This window comes from Gammaproteobacteria bacterium, assembly GCA_013003425.1.
Classification (GTDB): Bacteria; Pseudomonadota; Gammaproteobacteria; order Steroidobacterales; family JABDKV01; genus JABDJB01.
Window position 1 is genome coordinate 1 of record JABDJB010000095.1, and the last position, 17,997, is coordinate 17,997.

The following is a 17,997-nucleotide window of genomic DNA, read 5'->3' on the forward strand; positions in this document are numbered from 1 at the left end:
ACAGGAACGACTCCCTGATCAGGCTCAGGTCGACCAAATCCACCGTGCAGTTATTAGGGATACCAATATCCGGGTCACAGGCATTACCGATACCATCGCCGTCTGTATCGAGCTGGCTGTTGCCACCGGCATCGGCGATTACGGTGCCATTCGCAATCAGGATGCAGTTGTCTTCCGAATCGACAACGCCATCACCGTCGCTGTCGAGCGGGCAATCGCTGTCGTTCGCATCGACGGTACCGTCGCAGTCGTTGTCGAGCCCGTCACTGCACGACAGTTCATCGGTCAGCTCGGTCGGCTCACACGCCGGCACCGAGCAGTCCTGCGGGCAGCTCGCTGAAGTTTCCTGGCCTTCGCACATGCGATCACCACAGGTGGCCTCGAGGCGCGGCATGACGCGGCAGAAATAATTGCTGTCGGTATCGATACAGCGACTGTCATCACAGCCAACCGTGCTGCCGCAACAGAAGTCGACGTCGCCGTTGCAGTCCTGCGGGCAAGTGTTGCAGTCTTCACCGTCTCCGGTTTCGCACAGGCCGTTGCCACAGGCAGCGCCGCTGACCTGGGGGCAATCGACCGGGCAATTGAATCCATCTTCACCAGCTTCGCAGAAACCGTCGCCATCACAGGCCAGTGGATCGTTAACGGTCTGGAACTGCCGCATCATCTCGTGATCTTCGTGGTCGAGGATGTGGCAGTGATAGGCAAAACGCCCGGGGAAATCTTCATATCGTGCGATTACCCGCACCCGCGTGCCCGGTTCGACACGAACAGTATCTTTCCAGGTGTTTTGCTCCCAGGCCGTCAGCGGCAGAAGGCTGCCGTCACTCAGCAAGCTGCGATCGAGCACCTGGAAGGCGACCAGGTGGATGTGCACCGGGTGCATCATCGAGCTCGGGTTTTCAAATTCCCAGATTTCCGTGGTACCGAGCTGCACGAATTCAGACAGGTCATCCCAGCGTTGCGCGCCGGTCGGCGTGCCGCCTGGCCCATCCAGCGTACGGATCACCCACTCGTTACCGGCGCACGGTTCGCCGACTCTCTCCAGCCGGAACCAGCGCGACAGGGTAGCATCGGCTTCGGGTATTGGCGTTACAGTCCGCAACTGTGCCGGTACCGGGTCGGTAAACCCGGTATCCGCTGTGACGACAAACTTCATCACATTGAACACACGTGGCGCGGTCGGTTCGTCATTACGCAGCACGACTTCGGTACCCGGCGCGAAGCCGGCGAAATCGACGATCACGTCGAGACGTTCGGCAGCGGCCATGGTTATCGTGTCAAGCGGGATCGGCGCGGTGATCAGCCCGAGATCGGCGCCAATCAGGGTAAACGGGATGCTCTGCCCGGGATCAGCGAGATTTTCCAGCCGCAGATCGTAGGTACGTGCCTGTGAGCCGTTGAGTAAACGGAAACGGTACTTGCCCTGCTTCACCTGCATCACCGGCCATACTTTGCCGTTCGCCAGTACCTTGTCGCCAAAGAATGCGTTGACCAGGTTGGACGGGTAGTTCAGCTGACCCGTGGACAGGTCGATGTCGCGATCCTGGATGACCAGCGGAATCTCGAATTCGCCGGCCGGCAGGCCAAGCCCGTCCTCGAAGTCATCGCGCAGCAGATAGAAACCGGCCAGGCCACCATAGACATTCAGCCGGGTAATGCCCAGCGCATGATCGTGATACCACAGGATGCCGGGCAACTGGTCGTTGGGGTATTCGTAGACGTCCATTTCACCCGGAAGCATCGCGAACTCAGGCTGACCATCGAAACGCGCCGGCACGTGGCCGCCATGCAGGTGGGTCACAACCCGCGATGAGTTGCTGTAGTAGTTTGGTCCGTGCGGACATTCGTCGACCGCGAACATGTGACCGCCCGGTGGCAGGCCATTGATGAAGGTCACCTCGATCGGTTCACCAACGCGGGTCTCGAAGGTGTCGGCCGGGTACTTGCCGTTATACGTCCACAATGTGGACGGTGGCAGCTCGCTGTGCAGCTGCTGGCTGGCCGTTTGCGCTGTTACTTCGTATTGCTCGACGCCGTCGCCACGGGTTGCAACGGGTGCCAGTATCCCGGGTATCGGTAACGCATCGACAAAAGGCTCCAGCCCGCAATCGAAGGTGGTCTGGCTGCACTGGCTGCCTGATCCCTGGAAGCTGCCACCCTGGAGCTCACAGATATCGCGCTGAACACCGTCGCTGCACGACTCATCCAGGTTACAGCACGCGCCGGCCGGTTGTGGACACATATTCGGCACACACGAACTGGTTCCCGTATCTGAAGTGCCGCCAGCGGCGACGCAGTCATCGGTAGCGAGCACGCTGCAGTCGCCGCTGGTAAAACAGCAGGCAAAAAGCTGCACCGGCGGTGTGAATTCGATGAGAAGTGCTGGTTCCTGATTCGTGTTCTCCCTGCTGTCGAACCGTCGTGCCGTCTGCGCCAGGCCCGCTCCCTCGGCACCGATCAGGATCCAGCCGTAGTTGCCAGCCGGGTCATCCAGCCACGCCTGCGCATCGCTGGCCATTGCACCGTTGCCTGCATCGGCGCTGTCCCAGATCGCATCGGACTCCTGCTCACTGACCGATGCGCTGCCACTGGCGGCAGCATAATCACCACCCGGGCTCGTCCAGTTGTTGTTCAGTGGGTCACCCGGGTCGTACTGAGCCGCCAGCCAGGTTGCATCTCCGGCATCAGCGCCGGCGCCGGAACCGCCAGGGGTACCGCAGTTGACCGAGCCTTCGCCCCAGGCGCGTGTCAGCGGGTGCAGCTGCATCGTCCGTGGCTCGCTGTCCGAGGTCTGATTCATCCAGAGTGTCAGCACCACCCGGTTTATGACGCTACCGGCAGGAATACCGGCGGCCGCCAGATCGAAACGCAACAGCGCCCGGCGTGGTGACTGGCCGCCATTCTGGCCGGCATAAATTTCCTCCCCGGCACCGCAGGTATTTTGCGGAATGTTCTCGTAGATTGTGTTGTCGGCCGCGGCTCCAATGGCTATCGTGTCCGCCGCCACCGGCGAAAAAAGCATAATTGTCACGGCTGCCAGCGCCAGCCACGTGGAAAAATTCACAGAACCCTCGCTTCCCAACCTGGCGATCGCTAACGCCAGGGATTGCGGTTTATGCTTCATCATAGTTACACCCGTGCCGGACAAGCTCAACACCTGGAAAGCTGCAAGAATGAGGCCGTCTGTCTGTATAAAGACGGCTATGTAAAGCAGGTTCCCGTTTTTGAGCGTAGAAATGTGAGTCGCTTCACTTTCTATCAGTTACTTATGTAACCCCTGGCGGGGGTCGGCGCGCAGACCGGGTACAAGGTGTAAGGTAAACCGACATGATACGGGGTCGCGAAATTGCTGCCACAATGCCTCGCTGACGGGTGAGCGCCGCCCGGCTCGGGTGTCGGGTTGGCGTCTGGCGCGGCGCTGTCAGCGTCGTCGGGTAAACCGCGGCAATGAGCCGATCCGGACTGCCGCAGGCGATCCTGTCAGCTGTGCTCTGCTACCCTTGCAGCCATAACCAGCCCGGCGGCTGGCCCGTTCTTGCATCAGGGGATTCAGATGATTAAAGCAGTGTCAGTATTGTCGGTTTTGATGGTCTTGAGCGCCTGCAGTGCCCCCGAGTCGGACGCGCCTGCAGCAGCCTTGCCGGCCGGCTCCGAAAGTGCCGGTGCCATCATCGCTTTGTCGAAAAAATGGCAGGCAGCGCTAAACGGTAAAGACACCGAAACTCTGGTCGGCTTTTACACCAGCGACGCGCGCGTGATGGCGCCCAATGCGGAACTCACCCAGGGCACCGCAGCGGTCAGAGACGCCTTTGGCGGGATGATCGAGGCTGGCCTGTCTGGCGAGCTGAAGACGCTTGAGGCACGCATGGCCGGTGATATCGGCTACAACATCGGCACTTACCACCTGAAGGCCGGCAACAATGAAGTTGACCGCGGCAAGTTCATTGAAGTCTGGCGCAAGGTCGATGGCCAGTGGCGGATCAGCAGCGACATCTGGAACAGCGACCTGCCCGTTGCGCCGGCGTCGGCAGACGTGGCCATGTTCATCACTCACGACGTAGCTGATGCTGGCAAATGGCTCAGCGCCTGGCGCGGCGAGAACAGCCGCCACGACCAGTTCCTGGCCAACGGCGCAGCCAGTGTGCAGCTGTTCCAGGACACGGCCGATGCCAACCACACTGGCCTTGCCATTGCTGTATCAAACCTGCAGCAGCTGCAGGGCTTTATCGGCTCGCCAGAGGGAACCGCGGCAGCTGCCGAAGACGGCGTCGACCTCAAATCGCTGACGGTATTCGCCCCGGCCCAATAGCAGCAGGCGCTATTATTGGGGTATGAACTACCTCGATAAGGCAAAGATCGTTGCGCACATCCTGCGCTGGCGCCTGACCTGGAGCCGGCGCGATACGGACTACCTGCCGCCGGAACCGTTGTCGCCAAAGTTCATGACGGCACGTCAGGCGGCCGGGCTTATCAGGGATGGCGCCTGCGTGATCAGCTGCGGCATTTCCGGCAACGCCCGTTGTTCGATATTCCTGTGGGCAATACGCGAGCGTTTCGAATCGGGGGCCGGCCCGCACGGTTTGACCTGGATTTCGGTCGGCGGCCAGGGTGGTCGCGGCCGGGTACCCGGCACCGTAGAAGAAGTCGGCATCGACGGCCTGGTCACGCGTTACATCGCCGGTCACACCGAAACCGCAAAATCCATGCTGCATCTGGCCGACGCCGGCAAGCTCGAGCTGCACACCATGGCCCAGGGCGAAATGACCCACGTGATCGAAGCCCAGGGACGCGGTGATAACACCGTGCACAGCACAACGGGCGTGGGATCGTTTCTCGACACCCGGGTTGCAGCCGGTTCGGCGGTTACACCCGCGGAAAGCCTGGTAACACCGGCCGGAGAGGAACTCGAATATACGCTGCCGTTGATTGATGTTGCGCTGTTCAACGCGCCTTATGCAGACCGCGACGGCAATATCTACTTCGATGAGGCCGCGACAATCACGGAAAACATCGAGGCAGCACGCGCCGCACGTCGCAATGGTGGCATCGCCTGTGCCGCGGTCGCTGGCCTGATTGAACGTGATGATCAGCGTATTGGCCTGCGCGCCGATGAAGTCGACGTCATCGTTATTAACCCGCACAATGAACAGACAGGCTCGGTACCGCAACGCAAGGCATGGCGCATGTTCACCGCTGGTGCCAGTGAAGACGAGCACGAGGCCATTACCCGGCTGAAGTTCATCAACGAAACACTACGCATCACGCCCCACCGCAGCCGGGTCGATCACGCGCTGGGACGACTTGGCGCGCGTGCATTCACCCGCAATGTGCCCGCCGGCGCGACGGTCAACATCGGAGTTGGCCTTGCCGAGGAAGTCTGCCGCACGCTATATGACAGCCGGGTTCACGAGCAGATTACTTTCACTACCGAGTCCGGGCCGTACGGCGGTTTGCCTGCACCGGGGGTTTTTTTCGGCGCAGCCATCAACCCGCTGCGGCTGGAATCGTCGGCATGGATGTTCCACCACTATCGCCGGCATCTCGATGCCGCAATGCTGGGCTTCCTGCAACTGGACCAGCACGGCAACATCAACCTGTCAAAACGCGGCCCGCGCATGCTCGATTACGTCGGACCCGGCGGCGCACCCAGCATTATCGACTCGGCGCGCACGGTTCTGTTCATTGGTAAATGGATGCAGGGCGCAAAAGTATCGATTGACGGCGAGCGCCTGCGACTGCTGCAGCCGGGGCAACCGAAAGTGCTCGAACAGGTGGATCAAATAACGTTCAGTGGCACTCACGGGCTGCAACGTGGCAAGAAGATAATGTACGTTACCGACCTGGCGCTACTGGAGCTGACTGCGGAGGGATTAACCTTGCGTGCCGTAATGCCCGGTATCGATATCCGGCGGGACTTGCTGGCGAACACACCGGCACAGATCATCGTACCGGACAACCCCGCCCCCGAAACGGTGTCGGCTGCAGTTGTGACCGGCTCTGATTTCCACCTGAAATGGACCAACACATGAACGGCGGCCACCACATTGCCCAGGTACTCAGGGCACATGACGTAAAGTTTCTGTTTACCCTCTGTGGCGGGCACATCTCGCCTATACTCAAGGCCGCCAAAGACACCGGTATCCGTGTCATCGACGTACGCCACGAAGCAACCGCCGTATTTGCCGCCGATGCGGTCGCCCGGCTGACCGGCGTACCCGGCGTGGCTGCTGTCACGGCGGGGCCCGGCGTAACCAACACCATCACGGCAATAAAGAACGCCCAGATGGCGCAGTCTCCGGTAGTAATTCTTGGTGGTGCGACCGCCACCGCGCTGAAAGGGCGCGGCGCGCTGCAGGATATCGACCAGATGGCGCTGGTGCGTCCACACGTAAAATGGGCTGCCACTGTCAAAACTGTGCGTGACCTTGCACCTACCGTGCAGCGCGCTTTGGACACGGCCCGCAGCGGCATACCCGGGCCGGTATTCGTCGAGTGTCCGGTCGATCTGCTGTATGACGAAGCAACGGTACGCGAGTGGTATGCGGCAAGTACGCCGCGTGGCTCAGGCATAGCCGACAGGCTGGTGCGCGCGTGGCTGCAGCGGCATTCGCGACGGCTGTTCGCCGGCGCCGGTGCCGAACCCGAAATTGCGCTCAGCGCCATCATGCCGCCACAACCTTCGACTCAGAAAATCAATCGCGCAGCACGTTCGCTGGAAAATTCACAACGCCCGGTGATGGTCATCGGCAGCCAGGCGCTGGTTGACGCCGGTCAGGCGTCCGCTGTAGCGGCAGCGGTCGAGCGCATCGGTATCCCGGTGTACCTGTCAGGCATGGCCCGTGGCCTGCTTGGCGCTGCGCATGTGCTGCATCGCCGGCACCAGCGACGCAAAGCGCTGCGCGAGGCAGACCTGGTAATCCTGGCCGGCGTACCGTGTGATTTTCGCCTCGATTATGGCCGGCAGGTATCGCGCCGGGCGCGGCTTATCTCGGCCAATCGCAGCCGCCATGACCTGCGCCAGAACCGGCGCCCCGATATCAGCGTGCCCGGCGATGGCGGGGCGTTCATTCGCGGGCTCGCCAATGCACTGCCGGTTACCAGCGATGATCGCTGGCGTGAGTGGAAAATGAAGCTGGCCGAACGCGACACCGAACGAGAAAAGGAAATCGATGTCAATGCAGCCGTTACGGGCGACCATATCAATCCGGTTGCGCTTTGCCGCACCATCGATGCCGAGCTGCCGGATGCCAGCGTAATCGTTGCTGACGGCGGTGATTTTGTTGGTACCGCATCGTATATCGTACGACCGCGTGCGCCGCTGTGCTGGCTCGATCCCGGCGCGTTTGGCACGCTGGGCTGCGGCGCCGGCTTCGCGCTCGGTGCAGCATTGTGCAAACCCGATCACCAGGTCTGGGCTTTGTTCGGCGATGGCTCGGTAGGCTACTCATTGGCTGAGTTCGATACGTTTGTGCGTCATGCCCTGCCGGTTATTGCCGTTGTCGGCAATGATGCGAGCTGGGCACAAATTGCGCGCGAACAGGTAAAAATGCTGGGCGACGATGTCGGCACGGTACTGGCGCGAAGCGATTATCACAGCGTTGCGGAGGCACTGGGTGGCAAGGCTGTCCTGTTGACGCAGGCCAGCCAGACGGCTTTGAGACTGCAGGAAGCGCAGCACCACGCCCGCAGCGGTTCGCCGGTGCTGGTCAATGCACATCTGGACCGCACCGACTTCCGCGAGGGCTCCTTATCAATGTAGCAGCGGCTTCGTGGGAGCGGCTGTGGGTGCGGCTGTGGGTGCGGCTGTGGGAGCGGCTGTGGGTGCGCTGTGGGAGCGGCTTCCAGCCGCGACTACCTGCGACCAGGTGCAAACCCTGTGGCAAGTTTTGGATGAGGTTCGCGGCTAAAGCCGCTCCTACAGGGAATCTTTAACACCACGCGAGAGAATCTTCGGGCTTCGTGGGCGCGGCTGTGGGAGCGGCTTCCAGCCGCGACTACCTGCGACCAGGTGCAAACCCTGTGGCGGGTTTTGGATGGGGTTCGCGGCTAAAGCCGCTCCTACAGGCGATCGTTGGCACCACGCGAGAGGTTCTTCGGCCTTCGTGGGAGCGGCTTCCAGCCGCGACTACCTGCGACCATCTCTCGTGTGAGCTGCTTCAGGTGTGATCTTCGCGATGATGCCAGTGCCACAGTTTGCCGCGATGCTCACGTCCACGCACGATGTAGCTGATGACCAGGCCAACAACCACCAGTGGCACCACATAGAGCAGTAACGGCGAAGCCAGAACCATAAGCGGGAATGCGAAAGCAATAACAACCAGGGCTAACAGAATTTCCATAGCACCCTCCTGCGGTTTCCCACGCTCAGGTTAGACCCTGCCCTGCTGCCGTCACAATTCGGGCTAGTACCTACCGCTGTGGACCGCGCCCCAGCCGGCGATGACACGCCGCGCATATGGTGAGTAACTCGGCATAGATGTCGGCCCGCTGGCCCGGGTCTTCTGCCAGCCGTCCGTCAGCAGCCAGCTCGTGCACACGCATGGCCCAGCGCCGGATGCGAAATGCACCATTGTCATCGGTCCCCATCTCATGAGCTGCCAGCGGAGTCTCCAGCAACAGCTCGGTACCCTGTTGCCAGGCTACATCGGACGGGCCGATCAGCCCTTCCCACATGCGGTCGGCAGCCCACCCATGCCGTTGCATGTGAGCCACTGCGGCAAGTTCATCGCCCGGCGCGGGCGGCACGGCAAAGTTGTTGGTTACCCTGTTTCCCTCATGACACGCGCCGCAGGTATCTGCCATTTCAGTTACCAGCATGGCAGCAGCCCTGAAATCCTTTGCCGTGAGCATTGAGCGGGCCGCGACTCGCACTCCTTCGACATGAGAATGCCAGCCAGCCGGGGTCTCTTCGGGCGCCGCATGTTCCGCCAGCCACCGTGCCGGCTCATGAGTGCCAGGCAAATCGCCGCGAATGATTGCATCCTTTATCTGGCTGACTGCCGCCAGATAGTCATGCATCCGCGCCGCGGACTCGGGCAACGATTTATCTGCCGGTTCGGCAGATACACCGGCAGGAACCGCACACATGGCGGTGCATAACAGGATCGCCGCATATATTTTCATCATGCCTCCGGTGAACGGCCTCACCGGAAATACTGCGACGCAGCCCTCGCGCTGTCTATCGTGGAGTTCCACGACTCCCCGTTCCCACTGATGCAAACCCGCACTGCAGCAGACTCTTGCGCAATCACCTTTTCCGCAGGTTTGGCAGCTTTATGCGTATTGCCGGGTTTCCGCAGCTGCAGATATTCTGAGGCCTGATGAAAGGATGCACTGATCAGCCAGGAGGCTCTCATGATGCCCGCCACGCCATTGCTTGCCGCTGTTACGCTGGCCGGCGCGCCCGTATCGCCAGCTGGTCCGGCATGCGGTCTGGCGAACCCGTTACATGAAAACCCGGTTACCATGCGGCTGATAATCGAACCCGGCGGGCAGCGTTTCGAGACCAGGGGCTGCGATGACTTGCTGCCGCTGTGGATCAAAGCGGTACAGTCCGGCTGATGGTGTCGCCCTGCCCGGCCGGCAATAGGGAACAAGTGTCATGAAGCTCATTATATTCATCCTGCTCGGCACAGCACTTTCGGCATGCGACGGGCCGCACTCCGGCTGCAACGAGGGTGATGGCCGGCTGCTCAAATCCAGCGAGAAAGAGCGCAGCTACCTCGCTATCGCGCGGGACAGCGGTATGTATCAGTTGTGCAGCAGGATAGATGCACGAGCATACGGCGAATGGGCCCTGAATCCTCCTGGCGAGCAAATCGCGCTCACTCGCTCGCGATGCTATTTCGAAAGCGCGATATACAACAACAACCCAAAGCTATGTGATTCGGTAAAACAGATTTCTGCGGATGACCTTGACGGCTCGAAGTACTCGCCAGCCCACTGCAGGGCAGCAGCTGACAGTCGCCCGCGAAAGCCGGTGCTCGCCGTCAGCAAAAGACAGATGGCTGGGTTCCTTTCAGATCTCGGCTTCGCGCCATCGGCGCTGGTGAAGGAATGCAGCGATTTTCTCAGCTCTCTGGATGAAGGTTGGCAGAACGAGCTGCCGGCAGCAGCCGCGCCGGGCGCAACTGCCGCCATCCGGATACGCGCCATACGAGACCACCTGTTCGGGCCGTTCAACAAGCCACGGCATCAACGCCCGCACTGGTATTGCGAACTCCTGTATGACGTTCGCGCCTCGCCGGCAGGGTCGATCGAGATCAGCCTGCGCCCCACTGATGAAGCGACGGATCGCTTCCAGGATGCAGCCCATGACGTGTACCGGACAAAGCTGGCGAACCAGCAGCTGGCCGGCCGTGTGGACAAGCTGCCTTGCACAAGGAGTAGTGATGTACCGATTCGAAGTAGTAATTAGCACCCTGCCCATGCTGGCGGTGCTGTGCGCCGTCCCGGATGCGAAAGCCCTTCCCGATTTCCCTGAGTGGCGTGGAGACGGTATCAGTTTCGAGGCTTTTCAGCCGCCAGATTCAGACTTTGTCGTTTCCGACCAGGCGCCATTGCTGGACAGCGAAATCCATGGCTACGAAGGACCGGTCGTGGTTGCCCTGCCGATACGGCGATACGTCGCGCCCACCGATGCCGACGGCTATCTGCTGTCTCCGGACGAGCTCGTAGAGCGCGGCCTGTTGTCAGCCACCGCAACCCTCAGGGTGCTGGCATACGATGTCGACATCGCAACCGCGACCAACCAGGGGTATGGCGACAGAACACAACGAGCCGGCGACCGCGGGTGGGACGTGGCAGGCGACTGCGATGGCGATCGTATCGTCGATGAACTCTGGCCCGAAAACGACCGGGTGCTGCTGAATGGGGCATTAATCGGAACGCTCAATGGTTACGACAGCGCCTGGCAGGTAAACGAATTCGAGATTCCGATTTCGGAGCTGAAGTTCCCGGCAGCACCCGGACAGACTGCCGAGAACACCATCACTATCGAAGTCGATACCCTCAATGCCGGTGTCCTGCTATCTGATGGCGGCGTGGGTTGCAACTGGTGGTATGTCAAGATCGACTGGATTGCCCTGCAGTTTGCAGCCACGGCCCCGGTGGTTGTCGTACACGGTATCCGCAGCAATGCCGCTTCGATGGCCGGGCTGGCGGCCGGACTCGAATCGGAAGGCCTGATTACAGAAAGCGTTAACCTGTCAGAGCTGCCGCTTCCTGCCACGCTCACGGCTGACTGGGCTACCTGCAGCACGAAGGAGCCCTATAACAACAGCGTTGTCGAGAGCGTCAGGCAATTGCGCGAGCAAATAACATCGATTGCAGAATCCTATGGCTCCCGCACCGTCAGGATTGTCGGGCACAGCAAGGGCGGGCTCGATGGTCGCGCGTTTATCGCTTCACTCTTTGTCGAACCGTTGCCGGTCGCTATCGGTGAAATGGACGGCCAGCCGGTCAGCGCCTCACTGTCGGTCGATTCCCTGGTCACCCTGAACACCCCGCATCGCGGCTCTTTGCTCGCCGACCTGGGCGTGGCGCAAAGAAGGGTTTTGTGGGGCAACACCAACCCGGCACCGGAGTTTGGTGCTCTGCTGGCCTTTGCAGCCGGCAAGTTTGAAGGCTCGTATTATTGTGACCTGACTGCCCAACGCGCCTGGGACCGGGTTCAGGCCAGTCATATTTACTCCACTCAGGCCGCATCGATCGCCACTAATGCCGATGGCGACGCTGACTTTGCCCTCGATGTTGCCGAGGCGGCCGGATTTCCGGGTGGAACATCAGCGGCGAACATCATGTACAACCTGGTCGGTCGCCTGCAGTCGGTCGAGGTGCAGGTAGACCCGGTGTTCAACGCGCCTGACCTGGTCACCATCAGGACGACGCTCAACACGACTACCGAACCTAACGACGCTGTTGTTCCTGTCGCCAGTGCCGCGTTGTACCCACTGCTGGAAGGTATCGGCGCGTGGCATCACATGAGTGTTGCCTCACCACAGAACGGCGCCGCAATTGCGCTCGACGCGCAGGATCCATTGACGGGCGTTCTGGACTGGACAGTACGATGATGCGGGCATTCATCATCGCGACTCTCGCGCCGGCCATCCTGTACATTTCGAATGCTATGGCAATGACCGGCTCGACTAGCCTGACCTTGTCCAATGGCAGTTTCAGTGGTTTCGAGCTCGATCAGGCATTCAGCAGCGAGACCTTTCAGCTCCAGGTATCACCCGGCAGTGAGCTGTCGCTGCAGGTCACCAGCGACAACGCGCTGGAAATAGTCATAACCGATCCGCTCGGCAATGATGTCGCAGCAGCCGAAGTCCAGATATCTGATCAGAACGATACCGATCCGCCACCGCTGGGCGCCAGCGCATTCAGTACGGCACACCACGCAAGATTCAACCGTACAAATCACCTGGCGGGCAACTGGACAATTGCGGTCACGCTGCCGGCCGGCATCGAGACGGCAAGCGGTTACGTAACCAGCACGGTTTCCGGCGGCACGATTGCTGCGATCACCACCAGCCATTCATTGTATAACGCATGGCAGGATTTTCTTGCCGTCGTGCCAGTCATGCGAGATGGGCAGCCGGTCAGTAATGCGGTCGTTACGGTCGATGTCTACAGGGCCGGTGACCGTGATAGTCCACTGCGCAATGCGCAGTTGTACGATAACGGGAGTCCACCTGACGTTGTGGCAGGAGATGGTCTCTACACCGGCACCATACCCGGTTTCAGTGCCAACAGGACCGGGAAGGATTTCGTCGCTGAAGCCACAGTAGTCACCCCACAGGACAACCTCAGCGCCTTCACGTCATTTGAAGTCCGGAAAACGGCCGCCCTTCGGTACGGTGCATTTGAAAGAGTCAACTATCATCCCGGGAATCCGTACGGCATCAATGGTCTCCAGGATTTCGTTGATAATATTGAATTCACTTCCACGATCGACAACAGCTACATTGAAGGCCTGTGGGAAGTGCAGGCCTGTCTTGAGGCCAGTAACGAAAGAGCACTGTGCAAGCGCCAGAAAGCCCGGTCGTACGACTACCAGAGCATTGTAGATACCGAGGTGCGCTTCACGGCGCAGGAGATTCGCGAATATCTTGGCGTCGACGGACCGTATAGCAAATATACAACGCTCTTCGAAATTACCGATGACGGCCTTACGACCGAGGTGGACAGGCTTGCTCCGCGGCCGTCAAATCCTTATCGCGTGCACGGCGATGGCAGCACAGAATATGATCTGCTGCGCCCTCACTTTACGATTCTGCCAGGCCTGATGGCGAGGCTGATCGATGAAGACGACGATGGAATTATCGATTTCCTGGACATCGACCTGCAGTTTGAATGCCTGATACTCTCCTCCTGCCTCGGAACAATCAGCGCTTCACTGGACAGTCCGCAGGGCGTACAAATACGCGCTGCCCGCACGACATTCAGTGCCACGCGAGGCATACAAACAGCAACCCTGCGTTTCGCGGGTTCGGCCATTGCCGGATCGCGGCTTGACGGTCCCTATGCAGTCAACAACGTCACGCTGCGCGATACGCTTGACCGTGGACACCGGGGCACTTACCTCGACAGCCTGGGACAGACGGGTTTTTATTCGTACGCGATATTTTCCACTACCGCAGCCGACTATGACCTGGATGGCTACCCGGATGAAGCAGATAACTGCCCCGAGCACTCTAACCCCGACCAGGCCAACACCGACGATGACGCCTTCGGCAACCGCTGCGATCCTGATTTCGATCAGAGCGGCATCGTCGATGTTGCAGACCTGACGATCATGCGGCAGTACTTTCTTACGGCGACGCCCAACATGGATCTCGATGGGAACAACTTTGTCGACAACGCCGACCTTGCCATTATGAGGGAGTTTTTCCTGCTGCCACCCGGGCCGGGCAGACAATAGGCCTGCCTCGCATCGGTCATGTTGAGACGTTGGCGAACCTAGTCGTCGCTGGCCAGGCCAACCAGCTGCGACGGGGTCAACCGCAACGCATCGGCCACCATGTCGAAAAATGCCGTTTCGAACGGGCTGATCCGCACATCGCTGCGAATAACCTCGGCCAGAGCACGGGCGATATCGAGACGATCGCTATCTTCCAGCTGGCGCGCGGCCCGGTTGAGGTAGCGGCTTAGTGGCGCTTTTTCGAACAGGCCGGACTTCGCCGCAAGGCGTATTTCGCCGGCATCGATATCTTCGTTTGTGATTTTTTTCAGCATTCTCTGCACGGTTTCGATTTCGCACGGATGAATGTTGGTATCTGCACTGGTTGCACGTGCCAAAGTCACCAGGGCAACCTCGTTACGCAACTGGCGCAGCTGCTCGGAGTTCGGTTTGCTGCCCGAAAATGCCTCGACGAGGTTACTGAAGTCTGCTAATCCCATTTTGATCTCTTGCTGTATGAATAATGCTGGCCGCCACCCGGGCGGATTGGCACAGTATAGTAGTAACGCAGGGAATGTGCCGGGATTCAGGCCACCAGCCGGTGCAACTCCGCCGCGGAATTCCCATCCAGCCCCAGCGTTGCCATCGTGCGCGGCGCATCATGCAGGTAATCCCGATCCATCACGATAGAAACCAGCGTGATGATCGCGTCAATAGCGGGCGTTGCAACACCAACCTGCCGCGCCAGGTCGTGCAGGAATACCAGGCCGAAGCCGACATCTTCGTGGAAATAGCGGTTATCAAGGGTGCTCTGCGCCTTGATTCCCCGGAAACCCGGTGCCTGCGAGTAACCCAGGTCATAAGTGGAATCCGACATGTAGCCCTGCGTATAACCAAGCGTCGGATCGGGTATCACGTCGATCCCCAACGCGTGGCCGATGGCGATGCGCTCGCGGTCCACAGTTTCCAGCAACCGGCCGACTGACTCGGTCACGCCGTCCTCGTAAAAGCAGAAATCACCGTGGGTGCGTTCGATCAACGCCGTATTGAGCAGGGTGATCGTCGGGTGTATTACCGGATTGCCGTTCTGCAGGCTGGTCTGAAAAACGTTGGCGGCCGGCAGGGTCATCGGGTAAACGTCACTGATTGCATCGACTGCCCTGCGCGTCTGGCTGGCCGGCAACGCTGCCAGGTACAACCCGCCGCGGAGCTTGAGAAAAACCCTGATCTTGCCGGGCTCGGTAATCCTCACGGCATAGGGCAAAGTTGATGTCTCGGCGACCAGCGGCTCGGCACCACCAAGCTCCAGCCCGGCCGCGTTCTTGAACTCGATCGCGCCGCCGCTGGAGCCCGGACAGACAATGACTATCTGCCCCGGACGCAGGTGCGGCTTGCAGTCATGCGCAAACGGCCTGGTGCTGTAGGCCGGCCCGACAGCGTAAATAAGGTCGGCACTGTCGAGCGCCTGCGCGATGTCATGGCCGGCATAGGCCACCTCGGCAAACCCCTCCAGCTCACCTTCACTGTGTATACCGCCGGCGTCCTGCACTGCGGCGATATTGTCCGGGAATGGCTCAAAATCGAACAGGCTGACCGTGTGACCATGCTGCGCACAGTCAAATGCAACTGCACAGCCCCCGTTACCAGACCCAAGTACTGCGATTTTCATCCCGCCTCCGATTTCTTCATCTGCTCAACAGCAATATCACGCATCCTGAACTTCTGCAGCTTGCCGGTAACCGTCATCGGAAACTCATCGACAAATTGCAAATACTTCGGCACCTTGAAGTGCGCCAGCCGCTCACGGCAGTGAGCCCGCAGCTGCTCTTCATTGCATTGGGCGCCAGCATGAAGCTGGATCCACGCCATCATTTCCTCGCCATAGTAGTCGTCGGGCACGCCAAACACTGCCACCTGTGCCACGGCCGCGTGTTCGAGTATCGCCGCCTCGATTTCGCTCGGGTAGAGATTTTCACCACCACGGATGACCATATCCTTGAGACGTCCGGTGATACGCACATAGCCTTCCTCATCCATGCAGCCCAGGTCGCCGGAGTGCAGCCAGCCATCTGCGTCCACCGCTTTGGACGTTGCTTCCGGGTCACCGTAGTAACCTTTCATCACGTGGTACCCGCGAAAACAGATCTCGCCGGCTGCACCATGTTCCACCGTCTGTCCGGTCTCGGTATCGACAATTTTTACTTCCTGGTGCGGCAGGTTTCGACCGACCGTCTCGACTCGTCGTTGGAGCGTGTCATCACGCGAGGTGATATGTGTCAGAGGCGATGCCTCGGTCTGGCCATAACCGATGAGAATTTCAGGACAGTGCAGATCCTGCATGACCCGGCGCATCAGTGCCGGGGGACAAGGTGCGCCGGCCATGATGCCGGTACGGAGGCTGGACAAATCCAGCTCGCGGCATTCCGGCTGCTCCAGCTCAGCCGTAAACATCGTCGGCACGCCATGCAGTGCCGTGCAGCGCTCCTTTGCAACCGCACGCAGCACCGGCAGTGGTTCGAAGTATTCGCCGGGCAGCACAATGCAGGCCCCAACGGACAGGCAAAGCAGGTTGGCCAGCACCATGCCAAAACAGTGGAAGAACGGAACGGGCACACACAGCCGGTCGGCTGCCGAGAAGCGCATTTCCAGCGCCGAAAAATACGCGTTATTCAGCAGGTTGTGGTGCGTCAGCACCACCGCCTTTGAAAACCCGGTCGTGCCGGATGTGTACTGGATATTGATGGCGTCATCGATATCCAGTGTCGCCGTAATGGCGTCAAGCTGCGCGACGCTGACCTGATCACTGGCTGCCAGCACTTCCTGCCAGGTAGTGAAACCGGGCGCCGGGCGCTGCGTTCGGTCGGCCCCGGCCGGGTCGTAGACAATTACCCGGCGCAGTGCAGGCAAACGCGCATTGGCCAGTTCAGCCGGCTGCCGGCTATCCAGCTCGGGCACCAGCTGCCGCAGGATCGCAACGTAATCCGTCTTGCGAAATGACGGGATGGCAAAAACAGCCTGCACGTCCGATTTTTTCAGCACGTACTCGAGCTCGGCCGCGCGGTAGGCAGGGTTGATATCGACCAGGATGATGCCTGCACGTGCCGTTGCCAGCTGCACCAGCAACCACTCGAGGTTGTTGGTGGACCAGATCCCGACCCGATCACCCTTGCTGAAGCCCAGGCCCACCAGCCCGCGCGCCAGCTCGTCAGCGCGCGCCGCGAGCCCGGCATACGTCAGCCGCGCATCCTGCGGCAGCGAAACAATCGCCTCGTTTTCAGGGTGGCGCGCCGCGACGGCCGCAAAGTGCTGCGGAATAGTTTCTCCCAGCAGCGGCTGGCTGCCACCGCGATGGAAATAGCTGCAACCTGCGTTTCCCATAACCACACCACGCTAGTCAAGCATGCCAGTCGGTACAATCGGGACTACTACGTAGCCATGTCCTGCGGCACCGGAACGACCTCTTTTCGCTGTATTATCGCAAGCGAACGCGAAGCGGGGAGAACGGCATGCAGTGCCCTAAATGCGACAACGCGATGGAGTCGGTGGCCTACAAGACTGTCGAGGTAGACCGCTGTATCAGCTGCAAAGGCATCTGGTTCGACATGCTCGAACATGAGGTGCTCAAGGAACTGAAAGGCTCCGAGACTATCGATACGGGTGAGCCACGCGTCGAGAAGATTCTCGATCAGACGACCCGTTGCAGCTGCCCTGTTTGCCACACCGTTATGATCGGTATGGTCGACCGCGACCGGCCCGATATTCATTACGAAGCGTGCACCGTTTGCTATGGCGCGTTCTTTGATGCCGGCGAATTCAGCCAGTACAAACAGCACAGCGTAAGCGAGCTGCTTGCCGACCTGTTTTCCGGCAGCATCGGCAGGCTGCTGAAAAAATAGGCGGGCAAAAAAACAGGGCAGTTCACCGAACTGCCCCACTTTAAACTTTTCTCTCTCGTTAGCGCCGTGATTTTTTCCGTTTTGCCTTCTTTCGTGTTGCGCGCTTTTTGGCTGGACGTTTCTTTGCGACCTTCTTTTTCCTGGTCGTCTTCTTTTTCACGACTTTCTTCTTGGCTGCTGCCTTTGGCGCAGGTTCCG

Annotated in this window: 14 protein-coding genes; 8 read left to right on the forward strand and 6 right to left on the reverse strand. The window is 59.9% G+C overall.

Annotated elements, in window-relative coordinates:
* On the reverse strand, nucleotides 1–3,130 hold a 3,130-nt coding region (locus tag HKN06_13275), incomplete at its 3' end, for a multicopper oxidase domain-containing protein (protein NNF62283.1).
* Between the two features lie 426 nt (nucleotides 3,131–3,556).
* On the opposite strand from HKN06_13275, the gene HKN06_13280 reads away from it, so the two are divergent.
* From HKN06_13280 to HKN06_13290, 3 genes are read left to right on the forward strand one after another with little or no spacing between them, the layout of a single operon-like run.
* On the forward strand, nucleotides 3,557–4,312 hold the full coding sequence (locus HKN06_13280; protein NNF62284.1) for a nuclear transport factor 2 family protein: 756 nt from the start codon (nucleotides 3,557–3,559) through the stop codon (nucleotides 4,310–4,312).
* Between the two features lie 22 nt (nucleotides 4,313–4,334).
* On the forward strand, nucleotides 4,335–6,032 hold the full coding sequence (locus tag HKN06_13285; GenBank protein ID NNF62285.1) for a hypothetical protein: 1,698 nt from the start codon (nucleotides 4,335–4,337) through the stop codon (nucleotides 6,030–6,032).
* Nucleotides 6,017–7,762 (forward strand): thiamine pyrophosphate-binding protein, encoded by a 1,746-nt coding sequence (locus tag HKN06_13290; GenBank protein NNF62286.1) that lies wholly within the window; start codon nucleotides 6,017–6,019, stop codon nucleotides 7,760–7,762. The genes HKN06_13285 and HKN06_13290 overlap by 16 nt, the downstream gene beginning before the upstream one ends.
* Before the next feature lie 397 nt (nucleotides 7,763–8,159).
* Here HKN06_13290 and HKN06_13295 read toward each other — a convergent pair whose 3' ends face one another.
* Together HKN06_13295 and HKN06_13300 are read right to left on the reverse strand one after the other, a co-directional pair.
* Nucleotides 8,160–8,342, reverse strand: a complete 183-nt coding sequence (locus HKN06_13295) for a hypothetical protein (protein NNF62287.1) — start codon at nucleotides 8,340–8,342, stop codon at nucleotides 8,160–8,162.
* Nucleotides 8,343–8,412: 70 nt separating this feature from the next.
* On the reverse strand, nucleotides 8,413–9,129 hold the full coding sequence (locus HKN06_13300) for a hypothetical protein (protein NNF62288.1): 717 nt from the start codon (nucleotides 9,127–9,129) through the stop codon (nucleotides 8,413–8,415).
* A 228-nt stretch (nucleotides 9,130–9,357) separates the two neighbouring features.
* Here HKN06_13300 and HKN06_13305 point away from each other — a divergent pair, with 228 nt between their 5' ends.
* The 4 genes from HKN06_13305 to HKN06_13320 are packed head-to-tail and all read left to right on the forward strand — an operon-like array spanning nucleotide 9,358 to nucleotide 13,924.
* On the forward strand, nucleotides 9,358–9,564 hold the full coding sequence (locus tag HKN06_13305) for a hypothetical protein (protein NNF62289.1): 207 nt from the start codon (nucleotides 9,358–9,360) through the stop codon (nucleotides 9,562–9,564).
* Between the two features lie 40 nt (nucleotides 9,565–9,604).
* Entirely contained in the window at nucleotides 9,605–10,420 is an 816-nt protein-coding gene (locus tag HKN06_13310) for a hypothetical protein (GenBank protein NNF62290.1), read from the forward strand.
* On the forward strand, nucleotides 10,395–12,074 hold the full coding sequence (locus HKN06_13315; GenBank protein ID NNF62291.1) for a hypothetical protein: 1,680 nt from the start codon (nucleotides 10,395–10,397) through the stop codon (nucleotides 12,072–12,074). Before HKN06_13310 ends, HKN06_13315 begins: the two co-directional genes overlap by 26 nt.
* Nucleotides 12,071–13,924, forward strand: a complete 1,854-nt coding sequence (locus tag HKN06_13320; GenBank protein NNF62292.1) for a hypothetical protein — start codon at nucleotides 12,071–12,073, stop codon at nucleotides 13,922–13,924. The genes HKN06_13315 and HKN06_13320 overlap by 4 nt, the downstream gene beginning before the upstream one ends.
* 38 nt (nucleotides 13,925–13,962) lie before the next feature.
* On the opposite strand, the gene HKN06_13325 is transcribed toward HKN06_13320, so the two are convergent.
* The 3 genes from HKN06_13325 to HKN06_13335 all read right to left on the reverse strand — a co-directional run bounded on the left by HKN06_13325 (nucleotide 13,963) and on the right by HKN06_13335 (nucleotide 17,281).
* The gene (locus HKN06_13325; GenBank protein ID NNF62293.1) at nucleotides 13,963–14,403 is read right to left on the reverse strand and encodes a hypothetical protein; all 441 of its coding nucleotides are present in this window, start codon (nucleotides 14,401–14,403) and stop codon (nucleotides 13,963–13,965) included.
* Nucleotides 14,404–14,489: 86 nt separating this feature from the next.
* Entirely contained in the window at nucleotides 14,490–15,572 is a 1,083-nt protein-coding gene (locus HKN06_13330; protein ID NNF62294.1) for an opine dehydrogenase, read from the reverse strand.
* Entirely contained in the window at nucleotides 15,569–17,281 is a 1,713-nt protein-coding gene (locus HKN06_13335) for an AMP-binding protein (protein NNF62295.1), read from the reverse strand. Before HKN06_13335 ends, HKN06_13330 begins: the two co-directional genes overlap by 4 nt.
* 128 nt (nucleotides 17,282–17,409) lie before the next feature.
* Here HKN06_13335 and HKN06_13340 point away from each other — a divergent pair, with 128 nt between their 5' ends.
* Nucleotides 17,410–17,799, forward strand: coding sequence for a zf-TFIIB domain-containing protein (locus HKN06_13340; protein ID NNF62296.1), 390 nt, complete (start codon nucleotides 17,410–17,412; stop codon nucleotides 17,797–17,799).
* Nucleotides 17,800–17,997: the final 198 nt, after the last annotated feature.